This is a genomic window from Roseomonas sp. AR75, from assembly GCF_005222815.1.
GTDB lineage: Bacteria > Pseudomonadota > Alphaproteobacteria > Acetobacterales > Acetobacteraceae > Falsiroseomonas.
Genome location: NZ_STGB01000001.1, coordinates 1,295,423 through 1,318,278 on the forward strand (window position 1 = coordinate 1,295,423; position 22,856 = coordinate 1,318,278).

A 22,856-nucleotide genomic window follows, 5' to 3' on the forward strand; every position below is an offset into this window, starting at 1 on the left:
CTACCCGCCCTGCCCCGGCCCGACAACCCGTGTCAGGAAAGCGCGACCTCGAAGCCGCGCTGCACGGCCGGGCGGGCCATCATCCGGGCGTACCAGGCGCCAACCGCAGGGAACTCCTCGAAGGACACCTGGTGGCGCTCATGGCGCCAGGCCCAGCCCAGGATGGCGAAGTCGGCAATGCTCGGCTCGCCGGCAGTGGCTACGAAATCGCGCCCTGCCATGCGCTTGTCCAGCACGCCGTAAAGCCGCTTGGTCTCGGTGTGGTAGCGCTTCACGCCGTAGTCGCGGGCCGGACCCTCGGGCTGCATCAGGAAGTGGTGCACCTGGCCGGGCATCGGCCCGAAGCCGCCCATCTGCCACATCAGCCATTCCCACACCTCCACGCGGGCGCGGGGCTCGACCGGCAGGAAGCGCCCGGTCTTCTCGGCCAGATAGAGCAGGATGGCGCCGGACTCGAAAACGCTGATCGGCCGCCCGCCAGGACCCTCCGGGTCGACGATGGCGGGGATGCGGTTGTTGGGAGAGATCGCCAGGAAGGCGGGCTCGAATTGCTGGCCTTTCGAGATATCCACAGGATGGACCTTGTAGGCCAGCCCCATCTCCTCCAGCGCAATACTGATCTTGCGCCCGTTGGGGGTGTTCCAGGTGTAGAGGTCGATCATCCGGGCAAGCCTCGGCTTCTGTGGGATAGGCGGCTTGATCCCATGGGAAGCCTGCCACGCCAAGCTTGACCGCCCCCGGGCAGGTTTGCGACTCTCGGTCCGTGGCAAGCCTTGTGAGCCTGCGTGCCGGCGATGACGACACGCTCTGGGCAGTCATCGCGACCGCCGGCCGGAAGAGCCGGGTCGCGAACGTCTATCGCTCGCGGTCCGACGCCCTGGACGACCGCGCGTGGCGGGCGCAACAGGTGTCCGCGTACGAGGATTGGCTGCGCCGTTCGCGCCAGCCGGTGCCGCATTACAGCGTCGCCCCGATCCGGCGGGCGGACCTGCCGAAGACATGGAGCCCCCTGCCCGCGCTGGGTTTCCTGCGCGGGCAATTCATCTAGAGGCCCGACCTATTCCGCCCGCGCCCCCGAAAGGCGGACGACCTCGGCCCACTTGCCGACTTCCTCCCGGAGATACGCGGCAAAGGCGTCGCGCGGGCGCGGGTCCGGGACGAACCCCGCGGCATTCAGGCGCGGACGCAACTCCGGCGACGTCAGGGCGCGGTTCACCTCGACATTCATGCGGTCGCAGATCTCCGCCGGCGTTCCGGGCGGGGCCACCATGGCGAACCAGGTCAGTGCCTCGAAGCCCGGGAATCCCTGCTCGGCGACGGTCGGTACGTCCGGCAGGGACGGATCACGGCGCAGGCTGGTCACGGCGATGCCGCGCAGCCGGCCTTCGCGCACCATCGGCAGGGCGGGCGGAAGGCTGGTGCTGCCCACCGGCACCTGGCCGCCGACCACCGCGGTCACGGCCTGGGCCGGGCCGAAGGGCACATGCTGGATCTCGACCCCCGCGAGGCGACGGAACAGCAACTCCATCCCGAGATGAGTCGTCGTGCCGATGCCGGAGGAGCCGTAGTCCAGCGGACGCGCCCGGGCGGCCGCGATCAGCTCCGGCAAGGAACTGACCTGCAGCTTCTCCGGGTTCACGGTGATGATGTTGGGCGTGCTGGCCAGCATCGCCACCGGCTCGAACTCGGTTGCCTCGTAGCCGGCATTGCGGAACAGGCTCGGATTCACCGAGAAGGCGACCGAATGGGCAAGGAAGACGCTGCCATCCGCAGGGCCGCGACGCACCGCGACGGTCGCGATGTTGCCTCCGGCGCCAGGCCGGTTCTCCACCACCACGGGCTGTCCGAGCACCGGCTGCAACGCGTTGGCGAGCGCACGCGCCAGCACGTCCGTGGAGGAGCCGGGAGGGAAGGCCACGACGATGCGAACCGGCTTGTCGGGCCAGGACTGCGCCCGCGCCAGCCTCGGCGCGGCGGACAGGGCGAGGGCGCCGAGCAGCGCCGCGCGGCGTGTGGTCTTCGGGTTCATTGTCGTTTCCTCCCTGCTGGCCGCTTGCCGCGCGGCTATGTCGCGAAGGCCGGATCGTCGGCGATGCCGTTGCGCAGGATGCCGATCCCCTCCACCTCGACCTCCACCGTCATGCCCGGCGCCAGGAAGAGCGGTTCCGGCTTGCGCGCATAGCCCACCCCGGAAGGCGTGCCGGTGGCGATCACGTCGCCGGGCTCCAGCGTCATGACCTCCGACAGGATCGCGATGCAGCGCGCCACGGGGAAGATCATGTCGCCCGTCGTGCTGTCCTGCACGGTCTGCCCGTTCACGCGCGCGCAGATGCGCAGCGGCGCGGCGCCCGGGGGCAACTCGTCCGGGGTGACAAGCTCCGGCCCGAAGGCGCCGGTTGCATCGAAATTCTTGCCCATGGTCCACTGCGTGGACTTGCGCTGGTAGTCGCGCACCGAGCCATCGTTGAACAGGCTGTATGCGCCGACATGGGCCAGCGCGTCGGCCTCCTTCACGGCACGCGCCGTCGTGCCGATGACGACCGCGAGTTCCGCTTCGTAGTCCAGCCTGGTCGAGCAGGCCGGGCGCAGCATCGGCGCATCCGGCCCGACAAGGGAGGTCTGCACGCGCAGGAACACGGCCGGATAGTCGGGGATCGGGTTGTTGCCTTCCTTGGCGTGCAGCGCGTAGTTCAGGCCGATGCAGATCACCTTGCCGGGCCGGGCGATCGGCATCAGCAGCTTCAGCCCGGCAAGCGGCCGGCGCGCCGATGATGCCGCCGCGGCAGCGGCAAGCCTGGTCTGAAGCGCGGCACCGCCGGCGAGGATCGCCGCGGGATCGTCGGGAAACCCAGGAAGAGCGGCAATCGGCACGACGGCGTCGCCGATCCGCAAGGCGGTCATCCCCCGCCCCTGCTCCTCGAAACGCAAGAGCCTCATCGCGCCGGTTCCTTCGTGTCAGTGCCGCAGCGGCACCAACTCTATCCGGCAGGGCCGCGACACGTAAGCCAACCCTCCACCAGGGCAGCGCCCGCGCGGGCGACACCGCGCCGCGGTTCCGTCGAGCGGGCGCAAGCTGCTCTGGACCAGACCGAGAAACCGGTGCCGCCGAACCCCTACTCCGCCGCGAGCGGCAGCCCGCCGGGCACGCGCCAGCCGTAGCACGCATCGAGGCCAAGCCGGCGCACGATCTCCACGCCCCGGGCAAGGTGGTCCGGCTTGAGACCGCTCAGCGGACGTCGCAGATCGCCCGCCGGCAGCCCGACCGCCTTCATCAGCGACTTCACCGCGACCGGGTTGATGGCGCTGTAGGTGAAGTGCAGCAGAGGCAGCAGGCGCAGATAGGTGTCGCGGAACACGACCGACTGCTCCGGCGTGCGCCAGGGCGTGGAAAGCAGCGCCATGCCCGCCGGATCGATGTTGCCGGTCATGTTCGCAGTACCATGGCCGCCGAGCGACATGGTCGGCACCACCAGCCCGAGATTCGGGCTGTCGCAGCACATGATCGTCGCGTCCGGCTGCGCGGCGCAGACCTGCGCCACCTGGCCGACGCGCGTGGTGCTCTCCTTCAGGACCACGATGTTCGGGTGCTTCATCAGTCGCAGCAGGTGGTCCCAGTGCAGGTCGGACTTCACGCGCGGCGGGTTGTTGTAGATGCCGATGGGCAGTTCGACGGCATCGGCGCATTCGGCGAAATACGCCTCGATGTCGTCTTCCGGCGCGCAGATATAGGCCGGCGCCGCCAGGATGGCGCCGTCCGCGCCCGCAGCCTTGGCGTGGCGGAGATAGGCGATGGTCGCGGCGGTGCTCGGCCCGGTGCAGCCGTAGAAGAACTTCATCCCGCCCGTCTTCATCGCCGCGGTCTTCTCGACGATCTCCCGCCGCTCCTCCGGCGTCAGCATCGAGACCTCGCCGGTCGAGCCCATGATCAGCACGGCCGAGGTGCCGTTCCTGGCATGCCAGTCGAGCAGCGTGCGGAAGCCGCCGAAATCGACGCTGCCATCGGCGTTGAAGGGGGTGATGAGGGCGACGAAGGATCCCTCGATCCGCATCTTGGCCATGAAGCCGATCCTCTCCTGGTCGGGCGAGATTAGCAGGGCCGGCGGCGTGTTGACAGGCGTTCCGCCGCCCCCCGTCATGGCGGCGGGAGGCCCGCCATGACCGAGATGATCCTGCACGGCTATTTCCGTTCCTCCGCCGCCTGGCGGGTCCGGATCGCGCTGGAGCTGAAGGGCCTTCCGGCGCGGCAGGTGTTCCGCCATCTCCGCAAGGGCGAGCAGGCCGCGCCGGACCATCTTGCGCTCAATCCGCAGGGGCTCGTGCCGACGCTGGAGGTGGCGGGTCAGGGAGCGCTGACGCAATCCCTCGCCATCCTGGAATGGCTGGAGGAGACCGAGCCCAGCCCCGCCTTGCTGCCGACGGATGCCTGGGGCCGGGCACGGGTGCGGGCGCTCGCCCAGATCGTCGCCTGCGACATCCACCCGATCCAGAACCTGCGCGTGCTGCAATACCTCAAGCGCGAATTGCGGCAGGAGCAACCGGCCATCGATGCCTGGGCGCGGCATTGGATCGCGACCGGCCTTGCTGCCTTCGAGGCGCGGCTGGCGGAGCCGGCGACCGGCCGCTTCTGCCATGGCGACGCGCCGGGGCTCGCCGACCTCTGCCTCGTGCCCCAGCTTGGCAATGCCCGCCGGTTCGGCGTCGATCTCTCGCCCTATCCGCACGTGGCGGCCGTCGAAGCCGCCTGCGCGGCCCTGCCCGCCTTCGCCCGCGCCGCGCCGGAAGCGCAGCCCGACGCGGAGTGAACGCACCGCACAAGACGCCCCGGCAACCACGAGGGATTCTGCCATGGCCCTGATACCACCGCTGCCCGAGGATCATGACCCCGGACTGCTGGACCTGATCCAGTTCTTCCGAGGGCCGCTGGGCACGGTCCCGAACTCCGTGCTGACGATGCAGCGTCGTCCCGCCATCGCGCGCGCCTTCACCGAACTCAACAAGGCCGTCATGGCGAATGGCGGGCGCGTCACCGCGGAACAGAAGCGGCTGATCGGCTATCTCGCATCCCATACCGCCGGCTGCCGCTACTGCGAGGCGCACACGATCCTTGCGGCGGAACGCTTCGGCGCGACGCCGGAGCGCCTGGCCGACATCTGGTCCTATCGCACCAGCCCGCACTTCACCGCGGCCGAGTGCGCAGCTTTCGACTTCGCCATCGCTGCCGCCTCGGTTCCCAATGCCGTCACCCCGGAGATCGCCGCGGCGCTGAAGGCGCATTGGGACGATGGCGAGATCGTCGAGATCCTCGGCGTCATCGCCTTGTTCGGCTTCCTGAACCGCTGGAACGATTCGATGGCCACCACGCTCGAGCCGATCGGCATCGAGGCTGCGGAGCGGCGCCTCTCGGCTGCCGGCTGGAGCGCAGGCAAGCACGGCTGACTCCAGGCGGGCACCCGACGCTCGGATCGCCGCGAGGCTGCTACTCCGTCAGGAACACGACATCCGCCGGCGACCAGTCGAGCAGCACTGCAGCACCTTCCGCGATGTCGCGGCCCGGCATGTCGTTGGGGGTATCCGCCGTCAGGATTGCGCCGCCCTGCGCACGGCAGGTGAAGCGCAAGCTCGAACCCATATAGGTGCGCTCGACCACGCTGGCCGCCACGCCCGCCTGCACCGTGTCGGATGGATGCACGCGCAGCTTCTCGTGCCGCAGCACCGCCAGAACGGCATCCCGCGCGCCGGCGTGCGGCGGCGCCTGACCGAGGAAGGCGAGGCCGTCCGCGCTGACGGCCTCAGCGAAGCCATCCTGCCTGCGGCCGGTCAGGCGCGCCTCGACCAAGTTGGCATGGCCGACGAAGGTGGCGACGAAGCGGTTCGCGGGCCGTTCATAGATCTCGGCCGGCGTCCCCACCTGCTGCAGCCGTCCCGCGTTCATCACGGCGATCCGGTCCGACATCGCCATCGCCTCGCCCTGGTCATGCGTCACGAAGACGAAGGTGGCGCCGAGCTGCCGTTGCAGGCGGCGCAGCTCCTCCTGCATCTGCAACCGAAGCTGCAGGTCCAGCGCGCCCAGCGGCTCGTCCAGCAGCAGCACCGCGGGATCGTTCACCAGCGCGCGCGCCATCGCCACGCGCTGCCGCTGGCCGCCGGAAAGCTGGTCGACGCGCCGGTCGCCATACTCCTCCAGACGCACCAGGCGCAGCACCTCCTGCACGCGTCGGGCCGTCTCCGCGCGATCCGCGCCCTTCATCCGCAGTCCGAAGCCGACATTGTCCCGCACGCCGAGATGCGGGAACAAGGCCAAGTGCTGGAAGATCATGTTGGTCGGGCGTTCGTACGGCGCGAGGTGCAGGACGCTGCGTCCCTCGATCAGGATGTCGCCTTCCGTCGGCGCCTCGAACCCGCCGATGGAACGCAGCAGCGTCGTCTTGCCGCAACCCGAAGGGCCGAGCAGCGAGAAGAACTCGCCCCGCCGGATGTCCAGCGAAACGTCGTCCAGCGCCGCGACGCTGCCGAAGCGTTTCCCGACCTTGCGGATGGCGACGGCGACCGCACCGGCCGCCGCCTCCCTGTCCTCGCGTGGCACGCCTTTCCCCTCGCTCAGGCCGCCTTGAACCGGCCCCAGGCCTCGATCCAGCGATCCATGGCCGCCGGGAAGGCGTAGCGGTGCAGCGGAATGCCGCGCTTCTCCACGTCGTATCCGAGCCGCGCCTGGTCCGCGGCGGAGAAGCTGGCCGCGACATTGGCATTCGTCACGGGATACTGCGTCTCCTCGCCGAGCTGCTTGCCGAATTCGTCGGACAGCGCGGCGTTGATCGCGGCATGGGCGAGATCGACGTTGCGGGATTCGCGCGGAATGAAGGCCGAGTGGGTGAAGACCAGCAGCCCCTCGCTCGGCCAGTTGTTGGTCACGTTGCGCCCCTGCGCCTGCAGCGCCGCGCGCATCGGGATCCAGCCGAAGACGGCATCGACCTCGCGCGAGGAGATCAGATTCACCGCCTCGGCGAAGCTGCCCCAGATGGTGCGAAAGTTGCGCTTCTTGGAAATGAGGAACTGCGTCACGCGGTTGAGATCCGCCTGCGACATCGTCTCCGGCGAGCGGATGCCGAGATGCAGCGCCGTCAGGCAGATGGACTGATAGGGATCGTCGCGCAGCGCCACGCGACCGGCATACTTGTCCGCGAACAGCACGCCCCAGGACTGGGTCAGCGGGTCGTTCTCCGGGATCCGGTCGCGGTCATAGACCACGCTGTCGTAGCCCCACACCACCGGGAGCATGAAGGTGTTGTCGCCACGCTTCGTGATCTCCGACTGGAACAGCGGCGAGATCTTCGCGGCGTTCGGGATCTTCGAGAGATCGAGCGGGCGCGCCAGTTCCTGGCCCGCGCGCTCGCGCAGCACCGGCGCCTGGATGAAGCCCGTGGTGGAGAACATCATGTCGTATCGGCTGGTGCCGCCCGGCGCCATCAGCTTCGCCGCGGTGTCGGTCGGCGAGACATAGGGCAGGTTCTCGACGCGGGCATTGATCTGCCGCTCGAGGATGGCGCGCGCGCCGTTCGGCAGGAACGGCCCGGGCATCACCGCGACCAGGCGACGGTCCTGCGCCGCGGCCGGATTGGCGGCCGCCAGCGCCGCCCCGCCGGCGAGGCCAAGGGCGGCGCGCCGCCCGATTGCATGTCCTGTCATGGTCACCTCCTCTGTTGGTCCGTTGCACTCACGTGGCGCGGTCGGCGCGGCGGCCGATCGCGAAGGCGGCCAGCGACAGCGCCGTGGAGACCAGGATGATCACCACCGCCATCGCCGGCAGGTAGGGCGCGATCTCATCCACCACCAGCAGCCAGAACAGCACGGGTATGGTGCGATCATGACCGCTGACGAAGACGGTGCGGATGAACTCGTCGAAGGAGAGGGTGAAGGCGAACAGCGCCGTCGCCACCACGGCGGGCATCAGGATCGGCCACACCACGTGGCGGAACACCTGCATCGGCGTCGCGCCGAGATCCATCGCCGCTTCCTCCAGCGCGCGGTCGAAGCCGTGGACGCGGGGATAGAGCGTGAGGAAGGCGAAGGGCAGCACGTAGTTCACATGCGCCACCAGCACCGTGGTCCAGAGATCCGACCGAACTTCCATGTAGCCGAAGAAGATCAGCAGCACGATGCCGCCGACGATCCCCGGCAGCAGCACCGGCAGCAGGATCAGGTTCAGCACCAGCGATTGTCCGCGCACGCCGTGACGGAAGCCGAGCGCCAGCAGCAGCGCCAAGGCGGTGGAGATGGCGGCCGCCGTCGCGCCCACCGCCATCGAATTGCCGAAGGCGGCCAGCAGGTCCGCGCTGTTCAGCACCTGGCCATACCATTTCGTCGTTGCGCCGGTCAGCGGGAACCCGGTGGAGGTGCTGTTATTGAAGGACAGCACAACGATCACGACCAGCGGCAGATACAGGAAGCCGAGGAACAGCGTGGTGTAGAGGCCGAGCGCGGCCCGCCACCACCGGTAGGGGTCACGCGGGCGGGGCGCTGCGCTCACTTCCTGCCCCCCGTGAAGACCTCGGCGACGCCGATCCAGCGCCCCGCGACAAGCAGCAGCGCACCCACGATGCCCACTAGCGTAACGGACAGCGCCGCGCCCATCGCCCAGTTGTTGTTCGACAGGAACTGCGAGGCGATCATGTTGCCGAGCATGATGCCGGAGGTGCCGCCCAGCAGCCGCGGCGTGACATAGGCGGACACGGCCAGCAGGAACACCATGATGCAACCGGAGAGCACGCCCGGCCAGGACAGCGGCAGCACGACATGGCGGAAGGTCTGCCAGGGCCGCGCGCCGAGATCGGCCGAAGCTTCCAGCAGCTTCGGGTCGATGCGGCCCAGCGCCAGGTAGATCGGCAGCGTCATGAACAGCGTGTAGACGTAGACGAGGCCAACATAGACCGCGCCCTCGTTGTACAGCAGCCACTCCACCGGCGCGTCCACGATGCCGAGCGACAGCAGCGCCTGGTTGATCAGCCCGTTCCGGCCGAGGATGGGCAGCCAGACGAAGGTGCGGACCACATAGCTGATCCAGAACGGCACGAAGACCGCCACCAGCCAGATCGCCTTCCACACGCCGCGCCGCGTCGCCAGGAACCAGGCGAGCGGATAGGACACCACCAGCGAGAGCAGCGTTGCCAGCGCGGCCATGCGCAGCGTCTTGACGATCAGGTCGAGGTAGAGCGGCTCCTCGATGATGCGGGCATAGCTGTCGAGGACGAAATCCGGCGTCGTGCCGAAGATCGAGGATCGCCAGAAGGAAACGGCGATCATGAACAGGACGGGCGCCAGGCCGAACACCACAAGCCAGGCGACGCCGGGCAGCATGAGCCAGAAGGGCCGGCCGATCGGGCGGACCCCCGGAAAGGCACGGGGCTGGCGTTGCGCCGCCACGCCTCAGGCACCCTGCCGCAACGCGCGCAGCGCCTGCGTCGCCGCCACGTCCACGGCGACGCCCGCGCCATCCAGCACCACGCCGTAGTCCTGGCGCGCGGCCTCCGCGCTCACCTTCCCTTCCCGCACATCGGCCAGCACCGCTTCGGGATCGCGCGCCAGAGGATCGCCGTAGCCGCCGCCGCCGCCCAGCGTGAAGCGCAGCCTGTCGCCGGGATGGAGACGACGATAGATGCCGTGTTCCGCCGGCTCTCCGTTCACCCACAGGCCGCCGCCGCGGCCCGCGCGGCCGCCGGCGCGCCCGCCGATCGGGAAGCTGCCGCCTTCCGTACGGCCGTTGAGGCGCACGGAGCTTTCGACATAGCCGCCGACGAGGTCGGCCTGCAGCACCTCGAACTCCACCTCCTGCCCGGGGCCGCCGCGGAAGCGGCCGGGGCCGGGGCTGTCGGTGACGAATTCCTTGCGGCGATAGACGATGGGCGCCTCGCGTTCCGTCACCTCGATGGGGATGTTCGCCGTGTTGTTCGGGAAGCACAGCGTCGGCCAGCCATCCTGGCGCACGCTGCCGCCGAAGCCGCCCGAGTGCTGCGAGATCGCCAGGAAGCTGCCGCCCTCCCGCCGGCGGCCATGCAGGTACATCTCGTTCGCCGGGCAGCCCCCATTGCCGCCCAGCACCGCGTCCGGCAGCACCTGTTCCAGCGCGCCGTAGATCACCTCCGGCAGCAGGTGGGAGATCATCGTGCGCCCCCAGGTGGAGGCCGGCGGGCGGCAATTCACCGCGCAGCCTTCGGGGGCGCGGATGGTGATGGCGCGCATGCAGCCATCGTTGTTCGGCACCTCGGGATCCAGCGCCAGCTTGATGGGATAGGCGCTGTAGCTGCGCGTCATGTTGAGGGTGCAGTTCACCGCCGCGCGCACCTCGCCCGATGTCCCGGCGAAGTCGATGATGACCTGGTCTTCGGCAATGGTGAGCGCGGCATGGATGCGCACCTGCTCGCCGGTCACCGGCAGCGGCGGCAGCAGCACCTCGCTGCGCCAGGTGCCCTTGGGCAGCTTCGCGATCTTCGCCCGCAGGCTGCGCTCGCTGCGCGCGGTGATCTCCGCGCCGAGCTCGCCGAGGTCGTGAAGGCCCGTCTCCTCCAGCATGGCGACGAGGCCGCGCGTGCAGACATTGTTGGCGACGAGCTGCGCGCGGAGGTCGCCCAGCACCTTCTCCGGCACGCGGATATTGGCGCGGATGAACTGGAACACCGCTTCGTTCAGCCGGCCGGCGTCGTAGAGCTTCATGATGGGGATCTTCAGCCCCTCCTCGTACATGTCCTTCGATTCCAGCGTGGACATGCGCCCGCCCATGTCGAGGTGATGGACGATGCAGAGGGTGAAGCCCACCAGCTTCCCGTTGTGGAAGATCGGTGAAGCCACGGAGATGTCGATCAGGTGGCCGCTGGCCACCCAGGGATCGTTGGTGATGATGACGTCGCCGGGCTGCAGCGTGTCGGCGGGAAAGGCCCTGACGAAGTTGCGCATCACCTCCGGCACGATGCCGAGGAAGCCGGCGGTCGTGACGGTGGAATGCGCCAGCATGTCGGCGCGGGCATCGAACACCGCGCAGCAGAAATCGTGGTATTCCTTGACGGAGGGCGTGTAGGCGGTGCGGATCAGACCCTGCGCGGCCTCGTCCACGATGGCGACGAGGCGGTTCCACAGCACCTGCACGGTCACGGCATCGAGGCGCATGGGTCAGCCCTCTCCCTTCGTCGCAAGCTCGACGATCAGCGCGCCGGATTCGTGCACGTGCAGCAGGTCGCCACGGCCGATGATGGTGGTGGATTCGCGCTCCTCCACGATGGCGGGGCCGGTGATGCGCTGCTGCAGCGTCAGCGTCTCCCGCAGATAGACCGGCGTCGCCTCGAAGCGCTCCGCATCGTGCTGCCAGGCGAGGCGCTTGCCGATCGGCGCCGCCGGCGCGCCTTCGCGCGGGGCGGGCAGCGCGGGTGGCGGCTGCGGCTGCCGCGCCTCCACGCGCAACGCGGCGATCTCGATGGGATTGTCGTCGTCCACCTTGCCGTAGAGCGCCTCGTAGGCGGCAAGGAAGCCGGCGGTGAGGCGATCCGGCAGGCTGCCATCCACGGCACCGACGATCGGGATCTCCAGGGCGTGGTCCTGGCCATGGTAGCGCAGGTCGGCGCTGCGGCGGATCTCCGGCGCCGCGTCGGGCGGCAGCAGCGCGACCGCTTCCGCCGCCAGCGCCTCCAACTCCGCCGCGACCGTCGCCACGTCCAGGGTCGCCACGCGTCGGTTCAGCGGCCGGCTGCGCTCGAAGGCGATGGGCGCGGCGAGCAGGCCAAGGGAGGACATGACACCGGCCAGCGGCGGCACGATGACATGCCGGCAGCCCAGCCGCCGGGCGAGACCGACCGCATGCACAGGTCCCGCGCCACCGGTCACCACCAGCGCCAGCGCCGAGGCCGACTTGCCCTTGTCCGCGACATAGACGCGGCCCGCGGCGGCCATCGTCTCGTTCACGATGGCATGGATGCCGGCCGCGGCCCGCGCGGCGTCAAGGCCGGCCGGCCCCGCCACGCGCGTGGCGATCGCGGCCTCCGCACGGCTGCGATCCAGCTTCATCGCGCCGCCCAGGAAGAAGTCGGGGTTCAGATAGCCGAGCGCGAGATCCGCATCGGTGACCGTCGGCGCTTCGCCACCAAGTCCGTAGCAGGCCGGCGCCGGATCGGACCCCGCGCTCTCCGGCCCGACGCGGATCAGCCCGAGATCATCCACCCGCGCGATCGAGCCGCCGCCGGCGCCGATCTCCAGCAGGTCATAGACCGGCACGGCCACCGGCATGCCGCTGCCGGCCTTGAATCGGTGCACGCGGTCCACCTCGAAATGCCTTGTGCGCGCCGCGCGGCCTTGCTCCACCAGGCAGAGCTTCGCCGTGGTGCCGCCCATGTCAAAGGCAAGCAGGGCGGAGAGGCCGAGCCGCCCGCCGAAATGGATCGCCGCCTCCACCCCCGCGGCGGGTCCGCTTTCCACGATCTGCACGGGAAAGCGCTTCGCCGTCTCCGCCGTCGCGGTGCCGCCATTCGACAGCATCACGAACAGCGGGCGCGTATAGCCGCGCTCCGCCAGCCCGGCCTGCAGGCGGTCGAGGTAGGTGGCGGTCAGCCGCTTCACATAGGCATCCACCACGGTGGTGGAGCTGCGTTCGTATTCCTTCGGTTCCGGGTGCACCTCGTGCGAGAGCGAAAGCTCCACGCCAGGCAGTTCCTCCCGCAGGATCTCCGCGATGCGGCGCTCATGCGCGGCATTGGCGTAGGCGTGCAGCAGGCAGACCGCCACGGCCTCCACGCGCGCCGCGCGGAGCTGCCGTGCGGCGTCGCGCACATCCGCTTCCTCCAGCGGCTCCAGCACGCGGCCATCGGCCAGCACTCGCTCCCTGACGCCCAGCCGCAGGTTCCGCGGCACGATCGGGTCCGGGTAGCGGATGAACATGTCGAACAGGTCGTAGCGGACTTCGCGCCGCATCTCGATGATGTCGCGGAAGCCGGCGGTGGCAATCAGGCCGGTGCGCGCACCGCGGCGCGTCAGGATGGCATTGGTGACCAGCGTCGTGGCGTGAATCACGCCCGCGGCCTTGGCGGCGAATCCGGGGCGCTGCGCGTCCAGCGCGGCGATGCCGCGGAACACCGCTTCCTCCGGCGCATGCGGCGTGGTCAGCACCTTGGCGGCCAGCACCTCCCCGCCCGCGCCGTCCACCAGCACGAAGTCGGTAAAGGTGCCGCCGATATCGATGCCGAGCTTGTCGCCTGTCATGCGGGGGTCATCGCTCCTGGACTGCGGGGCTGGACGCGGACGCGCGACGATGCAGGATTGCCACGAGCCAACGAAGGAGAGTGCCGATGAGCGTGCTGGTCGTGGGCGGCAGCGGCTTCGTCGGGCTTGCGCTGGTCGAGCATCTGCTGGCGCGCGGCGATACGGTGATCGCCGCGGACCTGGATCCGCTGCCGCCGCGCGCCGCGCGGGACCTGCCCGCCCTCCCGGGACGGCTGCTGGCTGCGGAGCGGTTGGACGTGACCGATGCGGCCGCCTACGCCGCGCTGGTCGCACGGCATCGTCCGCGCGCCATCGTCCATCTTGCCGCGATGACGCCGCTGGGCCGCGTGCCGCCGGCGCTGGCCTGCCGCACGGCACAGGTGAACATCCTCGGCCCGCTGCATGCCGTGGCCGCGGCGGCGGCGCTGCCGGGCTGCTTCCTGGTCGTCACATCCTCCGGCGCTGTGTTCGGCGGCGCCGGCTTCGACGCGCCGGTGCTGGATGCGAGCATCCGCCCCGATCCCCGCACGCCCTACGGCGTCGCGAAGTTCGCGGGCGAGCGGATGAGCCTGCTGGCCGCGGCGGAGGGCGATGTGCCCTTCGCGGTCGTCCGGCTCTCTTCGGTCTTCGGACGCTGGGAACGCGCGACGGGCGCGCGCCCCATCGCCTCCCCGCTGCTGCGCCTGACCGAGCGCGCGCTGGCCGGCCAGGCGGCGGTGCTGGCCGATGACGGTCCGCGCGACTTCATTTATTCGGTGGACGTTGCGGCCGGGCTGACGAGCCTGGTGGATACGGCCAAGGCCGCGGCGCAGCCGCTGCACCTGGCGCCCGGCACGACGTGGTCGCTGGCCGATTGGTGCGCGGGCCTCGCGCAGCGCATTCCCGGCTTCGCCTGGAAGCACGACCCGGCCGATCCGCAGGGCGAATCCGCATCCAACGGCCGTGCGCCGATGGAGACGGAATCGCTCGCCGCGCTGACGGGCTTCCGCGCTGCCTATGATTTGGAGCGCGCGATGGACGACGACCTTGCCTGGCGGCGCGCGGCGGCAGGCTGATCCGGTGCGCGCGGCGGGCATCAGCCGCGCCCCTCGATCCAGCGGGCCTCGGCCTCCATCAGCGCCCGCGTGCCGACGGCGCCGTCGCGCAGCGCCGGTGATGCCAGGCGGTCGGACACTGCGCGCGTGTCGGCATCGCGCAGCATGGTGCGGAAAGTCGCGTCCATTGCCGCGACCGCCGCACGTTGCGCGTCGCCGGGATAGATGACGACCGCGATGCCGAGGGCGGCCAGGCGCGCGGGCGGCACCGGCAGGCCGGTCGCACTCATGCTGGCATTGAAGAGCTGCGGCACGCCGGGAAGCGCCGCCTGCGCTGCTTCGAGCGCACGCACATCCTCCAGGCCCTCCACGAAGGCCATGTCGGCGCCCGCGGCGATGTAGGCACGCATGCGGCCGAGCGCCGCATCAAGCCCTTCCGGCTTGATCGCATCGGTGCGCGCGATGATCAGCGGCCCGCCGCCCATCCCGGACACGGTGTCGCGCGCAGCGCGCAGGCGCGCGACCATGTCGGCCTGCGGCACCACGGTCACGCCATCGAACAGGCCGCAGCGCTTCGGGAAGGGCTGGTCCTCGACATGCAGCGCGGCCACGCCGAGCCGCGCATAGCGGCGCACGGCATGCGCCAGGTTCAGCAGCCCGCCATAGCCGGTATCCGCATCGGCGATCACCGGCACCTTGCCGGCGCCTTCGACGATCTCGCCAATGCGCGCTTCCATCTCGGCCAGGCCGATGATGCCGAGATCGGGCTGCCCGGCGGCGCGGGCGATGGCACCGCCGCTGGCGTGCAGCGCACTGGCACCGGCCTGTACCGCCAGCCTCGCCGACAGCCCGTCCCAGACGCCCGGCGCCAGCACCGGCGAGGTGCCGGCACCCTCTGCCATCAGCGCGCGCAACCTGTCCGCGGCTGCGAAGCCCATCGGCACGTCCGCTCCTTCTCCCGCCCCGCCCGGCGGCGCGCCCGGGCTTGCCCAGGATCGCGCTGTTCGGTATGCCGAACGCCGTCCGGAAAACAGACTGCATGGGGAGAGCAAGCCTGGTCAAGTCCGCAACCAGGGCCTTGGATGTCCTGGAACTGCTCGCCGCCACGCCGGACGCAATGTCGCATGGCGACATCGCGCGCGCCTTGCGCATCCCGAAGAGCAGCCTGACCGACCTGCTCGGCACGCTGGAGCAACGGCACTACGTCACGCGGGAAGGCAGCGGCACGGCCGAACGCATGCGCCTCGGCCCCGCCGTCCTGGCCCTGGCCGGCGTGCTGCTGCGCCGCACCGACGTCACGCGCATCGCGCAGCCCGTGGTGGCCGCGCTGATGACCCGCACCAATGAATCCGCCGCGCTCGTTGTTCGGCAGGGCACCGAGGTCGTGGTGGTGTGCAAGGAGAACTGCAACCACCCGATCCTCTATTCGCTGCAGCTTGGCGAACGGGGTCCGGTGAATGCCTCGGCCGGCGGCAAGGCGATCCTCGGCATGCTGCCGGCGGAAGAGGTGGACGCCATCCTGGCATCCGGCCCGCTGCCGCGGCTCACACCGCGTACCATCACCGATCCTGCCGTGCTGCGGCGTGAGCTGGCCGCGGTGGCGCGCGACGGCGTCGCCTTCAGCCGGGAAGAGATGATCGAAGGCATCGTCGCCCTCGGTCACGCCGTGCTGGATGCCACCGGCCGGCCCTGCGCGGGGCTTTCGGTCGGCGTGCCGAAGGTGCGCTTCACGCGCGACAAGGAGAGGCTGCTGACGGAAGCGCTGCGCGCCGCGGCGGCCGACATCTCCTCCATGCTGGGATGGCGCGGCGAATTGAGGAGGGCGGCCGAATGAGCGGCGGACAGACCATCACCGAGAAGATCCTCTCGCGCATCTGCGGCCGCCGCGTGGCGGCGGGCGAGGTGGTGATGCCGGAAGCGGAGCTGATCACCGTGCATGACTGGTACACCGTGAACGCCTTCCGTACGCTGGAGGAGTTCGGCGTGACGAAGCTGCACGACGCCTCCCGCGTGCTGCTGGTGACCGACCACGAGCCGCTGGCGGTCTCGCCGCAGGCCTTCGCGCGCCAGCAGGCGGTGCGCGGGATCGCGCAGCGCTTCGGCGTGGCGCATCGCGATGCGGGGCGCGGCGGGCTGGGCCATGTCTTCCCGGTGGAGGAAGGCCTGGTCACGCCGGGCATGTTCGTGTTCGCCTATGATCCGCATGTGACCAATTACGGCGCCATCGGCGCGCTGGGCGTCGCGGTGCTGACGGAGATCCCCGAAGTTCTCGCCTGCGGCTCCGTCTGGCTGCAGGTGCCGGAGACGCTGCGGGTGGACATCACGGGCGCGCTGCCTTTCGGGGTCTTCGCCCGCGACGTGGCGCAGAAGCTGATCGCGGCGCATGACGCCGCGCTGTTCGAGGATGCGGTGGTCGAGTTCGGCGGGCCGGGCCTCGGCGCGCTCGGCATCGATGCACGGCACACGCTGTGCAACACGCCGGTCGAGCTCGGCGCCGTCTCCTCGCTGGTGGAGCCGGACGCGACCTGCATGGATTACGTCCGCGCACGCGCGCAGCGGCCGATCCATGCCGCCTTGCCGGATGCGGATGCACGCTACCGCGCGCGCATCACCCTGGACCTGTCTTCCCTCGCGCCGCAGGTCGCGCTGCCGCCGACGCCGGACAACGCGGTGGACGTCACGGAAGCCGCGGGGCGGCCGATCGGCCACGCCTTCATCGGCTCCTGCGCTTCGGGCATGCTGGAGGATCTGCGCGTCGCCGCTGCCGTGCTGCGTGGGCGGCAAGTGGCGCAGGGCGTGCGCATGATCGTGACGCCCGCGACCCAGCAGGTCGCCGCCGATGCCGCCGCCGAGGGCCTGATCGAGGTGTTCCTGCGTGCCGGCGCCATGGTGACGGCGCCGGGCTGCGGCGTCTGCGCCGGCGGGCGCATCGGCGGCGTTGCCTCGGGCGAGGTCTCGATCGGCACCGGCACGCGCAACGAGCCCGGGCGGCTCGGCGCGCATGATGCCGTGCTGCACATCGCGGGGCCGGCCACCGTCGCGGCCTCCGCGGTCGCGGGGCAGATCGCCGATCCGCGACCATTCCTGCGCGAGGCAGCCTGGGGGATGGCGGCATGAGCGACCTGACGCTGCGCGGGCGCGCCTGGGTCTATCCCGACAACGTGGCGATCGACGGCGACCTGATGGCGCTGGAATGGGCCCTGAAGCGCGAGACGCGACCGGAGGTGTTGCGGGAGCATGTCTTCGCCGGGCTCGACCCCGACTTCCCGAAGCGCGCGCAGCCCGGCGACATCGTGGTCGGCGGCAAGCGCTTCGCGCAGGGCAACCCGCACATCCAGGGCATGATCGGCCTGCGCGGCTGCGGTGTCGGGCTGATCGCGGAGAGCATCCCCATCGGCTCCTTCCGCAATGCGCTCGCCGCTGGCCTGCCGGTGCTGCCGCGCTGCCCCGGCGTGCGCGCGATGTTCGAGAACGGCGAAGCCATCGAGGTGGATTTCGCTGCGGCGCGTGTGCGCAACCTGACGCGCAACACCGAAGCCGAGTTCCCCCCGCTCGGCGAGCACCTGCTCGCCATGCTGCGCGCCGGCGGCTGGGGGCCGATGTTCCGCCGTCGCCTGGATGCGATGGCGGCAGCCTGAACCGAAACCAAGCCGGGAGAAGACGAGATGACAACGAACTTCGCGCTCACGCGCCGCCATGCTCTGGCAGGCGCCGCGCTCGCCACGCTCGCCGCGCCGCGTGCGCTGGCGCAGGCCTATCCTGCGCGTCCGGTGCGCCTGGTGGTGCCCTTCCCGCCGGGCAACACCTCCGACATTCTCGCGCGGCTTGTGGCGGAGGAGGTGCAGAAGCGCCGCGGCGTGACGGTGGTGGTGGAGAACCGCCCCGGCGCCTCCGGCGCGCTCGGCGTGCAGGCCGTGACGGGCGCGCGCCCGGATGGGCTGACGCTGCTGGTCACCACGCAGTCGCCCATCGTGGTGAATCCGCCGCTGATGAAGAACCCTCCCTATGATCCGGTGCGCGACCTGTCGCCCGTCGCGCTGTTCGCGCGCACCGGCTTCATCCTGATCGCCGCGCCCGACTTCCCGGCCACCACCATGGCGGAAGCCGCGCGCGTGCTGCGCGCCGGGCCGGCCGGACGGTTCAGTGCGGCCAATCCGGGCCTCGGCACGATGAGCCACCTGGCGATGGCGCTGCTGGCGCTGCAGCTCGGCACGCAGATCGAATCCGTGCCCTACCGCGGCAGCGCCGCGGCGCTGGTGGACGTGACCGCCGGCCGCGTGCCGCTGATGATCGACGGCTTCAACTCCGCCGTGCCGCAGGTGCGCGGCGGCAAGGCGAAGGCGCTGGCCGTCGTCGCGCGGCAGCGTTCCGCGCTGGTGCCGGACGTGCCGAGCATGGCCGAGAGCGGCGTGCCGGAGCTGGCGGAACTCGAGGCGCTGTCCTGGACGGGCCTGTTCGGCCCCGCGGGCACGCCGCCCGAGGTCGCCGCATGGTGGACCGCTGCGCTCGGCGAGGTGATGCGCGATCCCGCCATCGTCCAGAAGCTCGCCCAGACCTTCATCGAGGCCGTGCCGCCCAACTCCGCCGAGGCCTTCGCTCAGGAAATCGCGGCCGATCTCGCGAAGTGGACGCGCGTGGTGCGCGAGGCGCGCATCGAGCAGCAATAGGCGCCGCGCGGCGGCGTGGCGGGGCGCTTCAGCGCCCCCAGCGCAGAGCCATGGCGTCCAGGCGCTTCGCCAGCTCGATCAGGCCCGCGCGCGCCGCCGGATGCAGCGGCGCGAGCGGGGCGCGCGGCGCGCCGCAGCGGATCACGCCGCCTTCCTCCATCAGCGCCTTGGCCGCGAGCAGCCCGCACTGCCGGTTCTCGTGGTTGATCAGTGGCAGCCAGCGGCAATAGGCGTCCATTGCCGCAGCGCGGTCTCCGGCGAACCAGGGGTCGGTGATCTGGCGGATGCCGTCCGGGAAGCCGCCGCCGGTCATTGAGCCGGTCGCGCCGGCATCGAGGTCGGCCATCAGCGTGATCGCCTCCTCGCCGTCCCAGGGTCCGACGATCGCCTCGCCGCCGAGCGCGATCAGCTCACGCAGCTTCGCAGCGGCCTGGGGCACCTCAATCTTGAAGTAGGCGACGTTGGCGATCTCGCGGGCCATGCGCGCCAGGAATGGCGCGGAGAGCGTGGTTCCCGCCACCGGCGCGTCCTGGATCATGATCGGGATGGAGATCGCGTCGGAGACGCGGCGGAAGAAGTCGAAGATCGCCGCCTCGCCCACGCGGATCGTCGCGCCGTGATAGGGCGGCATGATCATCACCATGGCAGCGCCCATCTCCTGCGCGCGACGGCTCCGCTCTGCGCAGACATGCGTGGCGAAGTGCGTGGTCGTGACGATCACGGGCACGCGCCCCGCAACGTGCTGAAGCGCCACCGCCATCACGCGCTCCCGGTCCTCGTCCGTCAGCACGAACTGCTCCGAGAAGTTGGCGAGGATGCACAGCCCCTCGGACCCGGCATCGATCATGAAATCGATGGCGCGCTTCTGGCCTTCGAGGTCCAGCGCGCCGTCGGCATGGAAGATGGTCGGAACGACCGGGAAGACACCGCGATAGACCGTCATGCGTGCTCTCCCCGGCCCTGTGCGCGGCGCCGAGTGGCCATCGCGCAGGCGAGATCGAATGCCGCCTGCAGCGCGCCGATGCGCGCGATGCCCTGGCCCTGTATGTCGAATCCGGTGCCGTGGGCACAGGTTGCTATCGGGACCGGCAGGCCGCCTGCCACGGTGATGCCGCGCCAGAATCCCATGAGCTTCATCGCGATCTGGCCCTGGTCATGGTACATCGTGACGATCGCGTCGACGTCGCGCGTGCCGTCCGGCCCGGGCTGCGCGCGCAGGAAGATGGTATCCGCGGGATAGGGACCCTCGCAGGGCAGCCCGCGCCGGCGTGCCTCCTCCAGCGCGGGGCCGATCACCTCGATCTCCTCGCGTCCGAAGGCGCCGTTGTCCCCGTTGTGCGGGTTCAGGCCGCAGACCGCGATGCGCGGCCGCGCGATGCCGGCCTGCACCAGGGCGTCGCGGATCAGGGCGACGGCGCCGATCACCTTCGCCGGCGTGATGAGGTCCGCCACCTCGCGCAGGGCGACATGGCTCGTGACGCGGCAGGTCCAAAGGCCGTCGAGCACGTTGAACTCGCTATGCGAACCGGAATGGCCCAGCACCTCGGCGAACCAGTGCAGTTCGTCCGGATGGCCCATGCCCGCCATGTGCAGCGCCGCCTTGTTCAGGGGCGCGAAGCAGATTCCGTCCACCGTGCCCGCCTGCGCCAGCGCCAGGCATTCGCGCAGCGTGTCCATCGCATGCGCGCCGCCTGCCACGCTGGAGCGGGCGCGAGGCACCGGCGACCGCCGGCGCACCTCATGCAGCGCGATGCGTCCGGGGGAGAGCGCTGCCGGGTCGTTCACACGCGTGACCGGCAGCTCGACGCCAGCTATGCGCATTCCCTCCGCCAGCTCCTCCGCGTCCGCGACCAGCAGCAGCGCCGCCTTCTCGCGGTTGGCCGGCTCCGCGAGCAGCTTCGCCATGATCTCGGGCCCGATCCCGGCGGGATCGCCGAGCACGAGCGCCAGACGCGGAATCATTCTGCAGGTCTCCGGTTGAGTTGCACGCCGCCGCGCAGAAGCCAGCCCAGGATCGGCCAGGCCAGCAGCAGCAGCGCCAGGGTTGTGATGGTGGCCACCAGCCAGTTCGACCAGAAGACGGTCAGCGAACCCTGGCTGATCAGCATGGATTGGCGGAACGCATCCTCGGCCTTGTCGCCGAGCACCATGGCCAGCACGAGCGGCGCGATCGGGTAGTCTAGCTTCTTCATGAGGTAACCGACCACTCCGAAGCCGACAGCGAGCAGCACGTCGAAGCCGCTGCCCGAGACCATCCAGGCGCCGGTCAGGCAGATCGCCATGATGATCGGCGCGAGCAGGCCGAAGGGAACGCGCATCACCGAGGCGAAGAGCGGCACGGTGGAGAGCACCAGCACGACCGCGACGATGTTGGCGATATACATGCTGGCGATCAGGCCCCAGACGAAGTCGGGCCGGTCCTGGAACAGCATCGGCCCCGGCTGAAGACCCCAGATCATCAGCCCGCCCAGCATCACCGCCGCCGTCGCCGAGCCCGGCACGCCAAGGGCCAGCATCGGCAGCAGCGCAGAGACGCCAGCGGCATGATCCGCCGTCTCCGGGCTGACAACGCCTTCCGGTTCTCCACGCCCGAACGCGTCGCCGCGGCGCGAGAAGCGGCGCGCCACGCCATAGGACATGAAGGAGGCCGCAGTCGGCCCGCCCGGCGTCAACCCCATCCAGACCCCGATGGCGGCACTGCGCAAGAGCGCGACGATGTAGCGCGGCATCTGCGCCATGGTGCGCAGCACGGCGGAAAGCCGGACGCGGGCATGGATGCCCTTCACTGTCTCGGTCTCGTCGGTGGTGGCCAGCAGTTCGCCGATGCCAAAGAGCCCGATCACCGCCACCAGGAACGAGATGCCGCGCACCAGCTCGTTCTGCCCGAAGGTCAGCCGCATCTCGCCCGAGACCGTGTCCATCCCGATGGTCGCGAGCGACAAGCCGACCAGCAGCGACACCGCGGTCTTCAACGGGTTCGCTCCGCCCATGCCGATGAAGGCGCAGAAGGCCAGCAGATAGACCGCGAAATACTCCGCCGGGCTGAACCGCAGCGCGAAGTCGGCGATCTCGTCGGCCACGATGGTGATGGTGACGACGCCGACCAGCGCACCGAAGCCGGAGGAGAGGAAGGCCAGCGACAAGGCCTCCGCCGCGCGGCCCTGCTTCGCCATGGGATGGCCGTCGAAGGTGGTGGCGACGGAGGAGGGCTCGCCGGGGATGTTGAACAGGATCGAGGTGGTGGAACCGCCGAGCAGCGCACCCCAGTACATCGAGCTCAGCAGGATGATGGCGCTGACCGGCGTCATGAAGAAGGTCAGCGGCATCAGCAGCGCCACCCCGTTCGGCGCGCCGAGACCCGGCAGCACCCCGACGAGGATGCCGATGAGCACGCCCACCACCATCAGGCCGAGATGGTGCAGGGTCAGCGCAACCTCGAAGCCATGCAGCAGCGCGTCGAGGCCTTCCATCAGTAGATCCCCAACGCTTCCTCGATCGGTCCCTTGGCAAGCGGCACGCCGAGCCAGGTCTCGAACAGCAGGAAGAAGCCGAGCGGCATGAGGACGGCCAGCAGCACGGCGACATGCCACCGCGCCTTCGCCAGCGCCCGCGCCATCCACAACAGATAGGCGGCCATGGTCGCATAGGCGCCAAGCGGCGCGATCGCGGCGCCGAAGATCGCCGTCGGCAGCAGCAGTGCGAAGACCCGGCGCATCGCGCCAGGTTCGGAGAACCGCGCCAGGCTGCCAGCCAGCACTTCGCGCAGCAGCAGCAGCGTGGCGACCCCGATCAGCAGGAAGCCGATGCGCACGGGAAAATAGCCGGCGCCGGGACCCGTCGGGCCCCAGCCGGTATCGTGCTGCAGCGCGCCGAACACGACGACGCCGCCGAAGGCGGCGGCGGCGAGCGCCATGCCCGCCTC

At 70.3% G+C, this 22,856-nt stretch carries 23 protein-coding genes; 8 read left to right on the forward strand and 15 right to left on the reverse strand.

Annotated elements, in window-relative coordinates; translation table 11 throughout:
* Positions 1-32: 32 nt before the first annotated feature.
* Positions 33-662 (reverse strand): glutathione S-transferase family protein, encoded by a 630-nt coding sequence (locus tag E4T13_RS06095; protein ID WP_137177304.1) that lies wholly within the window; start codon positions 660-662, stop codon positions 33-35.
* 113 nt (positions 663-775) lie between these two features.
* Between E4T13_RS06095 and E4T13_RS06100 the strand changes: the two genes are divergently transcribed.
* Positions 776-1,048, forward strand: a complete 273-nt coding sequence (locus E4T13_RS06100; protein WP_240791000.1) for a hypothetical protein — start codon at positions 776-778, stop codon at positions 1,046-1,048.
* A 9-nt stretch (positions 1,049-1,057) separates the two neighbouring features.
* Here E4T13_RS06100 and E4T13_RS06105 read toward each other — a convergent pair whose 3' ends face one another.
* From E4T13_RS06105 to E4T13_RS06115, 3 genes are all read right to left on the reverse strand, one after another.
* On the reverse strand, positions 1,058-2,029 hold the full coding sequence (locus E4T13_RS06105) for a tripartite tricarboxylate transporter substrate binding protein (protein WP_137177306.1): 972 nt from the start codon (positions 2,027-2,029) through the stop codon (positions 1,058-1,060).
* Between the two features lie 35 nt (positions 2,030-2,064).
* Positions 2,065-2,937, reverse strand: a complete 873-nt coding sequence (locus tag E4T13_RS06110; protein ID WP_137177307.1) for a fumarylacetoacetate hydrolase family protein — start codon at positions 2,935-2,937, stop codon at positions 2,065-2,067.
* Positions 2,938-3,113: 176 nt separating this feature from the next.
* Entirely contained in the window at positions 3,114-4,058 is a 945-nt protein-coding gene (locus E4T13_RS06115; RefSeq protein ID WP_137177308.1) for a dihydrodipicolinate synthase family protein, read from the reverse strand.
* 96 nt (positions 4,059-4,154) lie between these two features.
* Between E4T13_RS06115 and maiA the strand changes: the two genes are divergently transcribed.
* Positions 4,155-4,802, forward strand: coding sequence for a maleylacetoacetate isomerase (gene maiA, locus E4T13_RS06120; protein ID WP_368773290.1), 648 nt, complete (start codon positions 4,155-4,157; stop codon positions 4,800-4,802).
* A 43-nt stretch (positions 4,803-4,845) separates the two neighbouring features.
* Complete coding sequence (locus tag E4T13_RS06125) at positions 4,846-5,436, forward strand: carboxymuconolactone decarboxylase family protein (RefSeq protein WP_137177309.1); 591 nt, start codon at positions 4,846-4,848, stop codon at positions 5,434-5,436.
* Positions 5,437-5,476: 40 nt separating this feature from the next.
* Here the strand turns inward: E4T13_RS06125 and E4T13_RS06130 are convergent, their stop codons facing one another.
* From E4T13_RS06130 to E4T13_RS06155, 6 genes are read right to left on the reverse strand one after another with little or no spacing between them, the layout of a single operon-like run.
* The gene (locus E4T13_RS06130; protein WP_206030079.1) at positions 5,477-6,583 is read right to left on the reverse strand and encodes an ABC transporter ATP-binding protein; all 1,107 of its coding nucleotides are present in this window, start codon (positions 6,581-6,583) and stop codon (positions 5,477-5,479) included.
* A 14-nt stretch (positions 6,584-6,597) separates the two neighbouring features.
* On the reverse strand, positions 6,598-7,683 hold the full coding sequence (locus tag E4T13_RS06135; protein WP_137177311.1) for a PotD/PotF family extracellular solute-binding protein: 1,086 nt from the start codon (positions 7,681-7,683) through the stop codon (positions 6,598-6,600).
* A 28-nt stretch (positions 7,684-7,711) separates the two neighbouring features.
* Entirely contained in the window at positions 7,712-8,524 is an 813-nt protein-coding gene (locus E4T13_RS06140; protein ID WP_137177312.1) for an ABC transporter permease, read from the reverse strand.
* Positions 8,521-9,417 (reverse strand): ABC transporter permease, encoded by an 897-nt coding sequence (locus E4T13_RS06145; RefSeq protein ID WP_137177313.1) that lies wholly within the window; start codon positions 9,415-9,417, stop codon positions 8,521-8,523. The genes E4T13_RS06140 and E4T13_RS06145 overlap by 4 nt, the downstream gene beginning before the upstream one ends.
* 3 nt (positions 9,418-9,420) lie before the next feature.
* Positions 9,421-11,154 (reverse strand): hydantoinase B/oxoprolinase family protein, encoded by a 1,734-nt coding sequence (locus tag E4T13_RS06150; RefSeq protein ID WP_137177314.1) that lies wholly within the window; start codon positions 11,152-11,154, stop codon positions 9,421-9,423.
* Positions 11,155-11,157: 3 nt separating this feature from the next.
* Complete coding sequence (locus E4T13_RS06155) at positions 11,158-13,233, reverse strand: hydantoinase/oxoprolinase family protein (RefSeq protein WP_137177315.1); 2,076 nt, start codon at positions 13,231-13,233, stop codon at positions 11,158-11,160.
* Positions 13,234-13,319: 86 nt separating this feature from the next.
* Here E4T13_RS06155 and E4T13_RS06160 point away from each other — a divergent pair, with 86 nt between their 5' ends.
* Positions 13,320-14,288 carry an NAD(P)-dependent oxidoreductase gene (locus tag E4T13_RS06160; RefSeq protein WP_137177316.1) on the forward strand — a complete coding sequence of 323 codons (969 nt, stop codon included), beginning with the start codon at positions 13,320-13,322 and terminating at the stop codon, positions 14,286-14,288.
* 20 nt (positions 14,289-14,308) lie between these two features.
* On the opposite strand, the gene E4T13_RS06165 is transcribed toward E4T13_RS06160, so the two are convergent.
* Positions 14,309-15,205: an oxaloacetate decarboxylase gene (locus tag E4T13_RS06165; RefSeq protein WP_137177317.1), complete on the reverse strand. Its 897-nt coding sequence runs from the start codon at positions 15,203-15,205 to the stop codon at positions 14,309-14,311.
* A gap of 101 nt (positions 15,206-15,306) precedes the next feature.
* Here E4T13_RS06165 and E4T13_RS06170 point away from each other — a divergent pair, with 101 nt between their 5' ends.
* From E4T13_RS06170 to E4T13_RS06185, 4 genes are read left to right on the forward strand one after another with little or no spacing between them, the layout of a single operon-like run.
* A complete protein-coding gene (locus tag E4T13_RS06170; RefSeq protein WP_256370435.1) occupies positions 15,307-16,101 on the forward strand; it encodes an IclR family transcriptional regulator in 795 nt (264 codons plus the stop codon).
* Positions 16,098-17,384: an aconitase/3-isopropylmalate dehydratase large subunit family protein gene (locus E4T13_RS06175; protein WP_137177319.1), complete on the forward strand. Its 1,287-nt coding sequence runs from the start codon at positions 16,098-16,100 to the stop codon at positions 17,382-17,384. Before E4T13_RS06170 ends, E4T13_RS06175 begins: the two co-directional genes overlap by 4 nt.
* Entirely contained in the window at positions 17,381-17,905 is a 525-nt protein-coding gene (locus E4T13_RS06180; RefSeq protein WP_137177320.1) for a 3-isopropylmalate dehydratase, read from the forward strand. The genes E4T13_RS06175 and E4T13_RS06180 overlap by 4 nt, the downstream gene beginning before the upstream one ends.
* A 27-nt stretch (positions 17,906-17,932) precedes the next feature.
* Positions 17,933-18,934 carry a tripartite tricarboxylate transporter substrate binding protein gene (locus E4T13_RS06185; RefSeq protein WP_137177321.1) on the forward strand — a complete coding sequence of 334 codons (1,002 nt, stop codon included), beginning with the start codon at positions 17,933-17,935 and terminating at the stop codon, positions 18,932-18,934.
* Positions 18,935-18,962: 28 nt separating this feature from the next.
* Here the strand turns inward: E4T13_RS06185 and E4T13_RS06190 are convergent, their stop codons facing one another.
* Genes E4T13_RS06190 through E4T13_RS06205 form a run of 4 tightly spaced genes read right to left on the reverse strand, consistent with a single transcriptional unit; the run spans position 18,963 to position 22,847 of the window.
* Positions 18,963-19,877: a dihydrodipicolinate synthase family protein gene (locus tag E4T13_RS06190; RefSeq protein ID WP_137177322.1), complete on the reverse strand. Its 915-nt coding sequence runs from the start codon at positions 19,875-19,877 to the stop codon at positions 18,963-18,965.
* Positions 19,874-20,896, reverse strand: coding sequence for a 4-hydroxythreonine-4-phosphate dehydrogenase PdxA (locus tag E4T13_RS06195; protein ID WP_137177323.1), 1,023 nt, complete (start codon positions 20,894-20,896; stop codon positions 19,874-19,876). The genes E4T13_RS06190 and E4T13_RS06195 overlap by 4 nt, the downstream gene beginning before the upstream one ends.
* Positions 20,893-22,404, reverse strand: a complete 1,512-nt coding sequence (locus tag E4T13_RS06200; RefSeq protein WP_137177324.1) for a tripartite tricarboxylate transporter permease — start codon at positions 22,402-22,404, stop codon at positions 20,893-20,895. Before E4T13_RS06200 ends, E4T13_RS06195 begins: the two co-directional genes overlap by 4 nt.
* Entirely contained in the window at positions 22,404-22,847 is a 444-nt protein-coding gene (locus E4T13_RS06205) for a tripartite tricarboxylate transporter TctB family protein (protein WP_137177325.1), read from the reverse strand. Before E4T13_RS06205 ends, E4T13_RS06200 begins: the two co-directional genes overlap by 1 nt.
* Between the last annotated feature and the right edge of the window lie 9 nt (positions 22,848-22,856).

Excerpts from the sequence above, each read along its gene's own strand:
- E4T13_RS06180 (WP_137177320.1), top strand. The coding sequence starts at position 17,381 with ATGAGCGACCTGACGCTGCGCGGGCGCGCCTGGGTCTATCCCGACAAC.
- E4T13_RS06115 (WP_137177308.1), bottom strand. The coding sequence starts at position 4,058 with ATGGCCAAGATGCGGATCGAGGGATCCTTCGTCGCCCTCATCACCCCC.
- E4T13_RS06195 (WP_137177323.1), bottom strand. The coding sequence starts at position 20,896 with ATGATTCCGCGTCTGGCGCTCGTGCTCGGCGATCCCGCCGGGATCGGG.
- E4T13_RS06095 (WP_137177304.1), bottom strand. The coding sequence starts at position 662 with ATGATCGACCTCTACACCTGGAACACCCCCAACGGGCGCAAGATCAGT.
- E4T13_RS06190 (WP_137177322.1), bottom strand. The coding sequence starts at position 19,877 with ATGACGGTCTATCGCGGTGTCTTCCCGGTCGTTCCGACCATCTTCCAT.
- E4T13_RS06185 (WP_137177321.1), top strand. The coding sequence starts at position 17,933 with ATGACAACGAACTTCGCGCTCACGCGCCGCCATGCTCTGGCAGGCGCC.
- E4T13_RS06170 (WP_256370435.1), top strand. The coding sequence starts at position 15,307 with ATGGGGAGAGCAAGCCTGGTCAAGTCCGCAACCAGGGCCTTGGATGTC.
- E4T13_RS06205 (WP_137177325.1), bottom strand. The coding sequence starts at position 22,847 with ATGGCGCTCGCCGCCGCCGCCTTCGGCGGCGTCGTCGTGTTCGGCGCG.
- E4T13_RS06200 (WP_137177324.1), bottom strand. The coding sequence starts at position 22,404 with ATGGAAGGCCTCGACGCGCTGCTGCATGGCTTCGAGGTTGCGCTGACC.
- E4T13_RS06175 (WP_137177319.1), top strand. The coding sequence starts at position 16,098 with ATGAGCGGCGGACAGACCATCACCGAGAAGATCCTCTCGCGCATCTGC.
- E4T13_RS06165 (WP_137177317.1), bottom strand. The coding sequence starts at position 15,205 with ATGGGCTTCGCAGCCGCGGACAGGTTGCGCGCGCTGATGGCAGAGGGT.
- maiA (WP_368773290.1), top strand. The coding sequence starts at position 4,155 with ATGACCGAGATGATCCTGCACGGCTATTTCCGTTCCTCCGCCGCCTGG.
- E4T13_RS06160 (WP_137177316.1), top strand. The coding sequence starts at position 13,320 with ATGAGCGTGCTGGTCGTGGGCGGCAGCGGCTTCGTCGGGCTTGCGCTG.
- E4T13_RS06125 (WP_137177309.1), top strand. The coding sequence starts at position 4,846 with ATGGCCCTGATACCACCGCTGCCCGAGGATCATGACCCCGGACTGCTG.
- E4T13_RS06135 (WP_137177311.1), bottom strand. The coding sequence starts at position 7,683 with ATGACAGGACATGCAATCGGGCGGCGCGCCGCCCTTGGCCTCGCCGGC.
- E4T13_RS06155 (WP_137177315.1), bottom strand. The coding sequence starts at position 13,233 with ATGACAGGCGACAAGCTCGGCATCGATATCGGCGGCACCTTTACCGAC.
- E4T13_RS06105 (WP_137177306.1), bottom strand. The coding sequence starts at position 2,029 with ATGAACCCGAAGACCACACGCCGCGCGGCGCTGCTCGGCGCCCTCGCC.
- E4T13_RS06110 (WP_137177307.1), bottom strand. The coding sequence starts at position 2,937 with ATGAGGCTCTTGCGTTTCGAGGAGCAGGGGCGGGGGATGACCGCCTTG.
- E4T13_RS06150 (WP_137177314.1), bottom strand. The coding sequence starts at position 11,154 with ATGCGCCTCGATGCCGTGACCGTGCAGGTGCTGTGGAACCGCCTCGTC.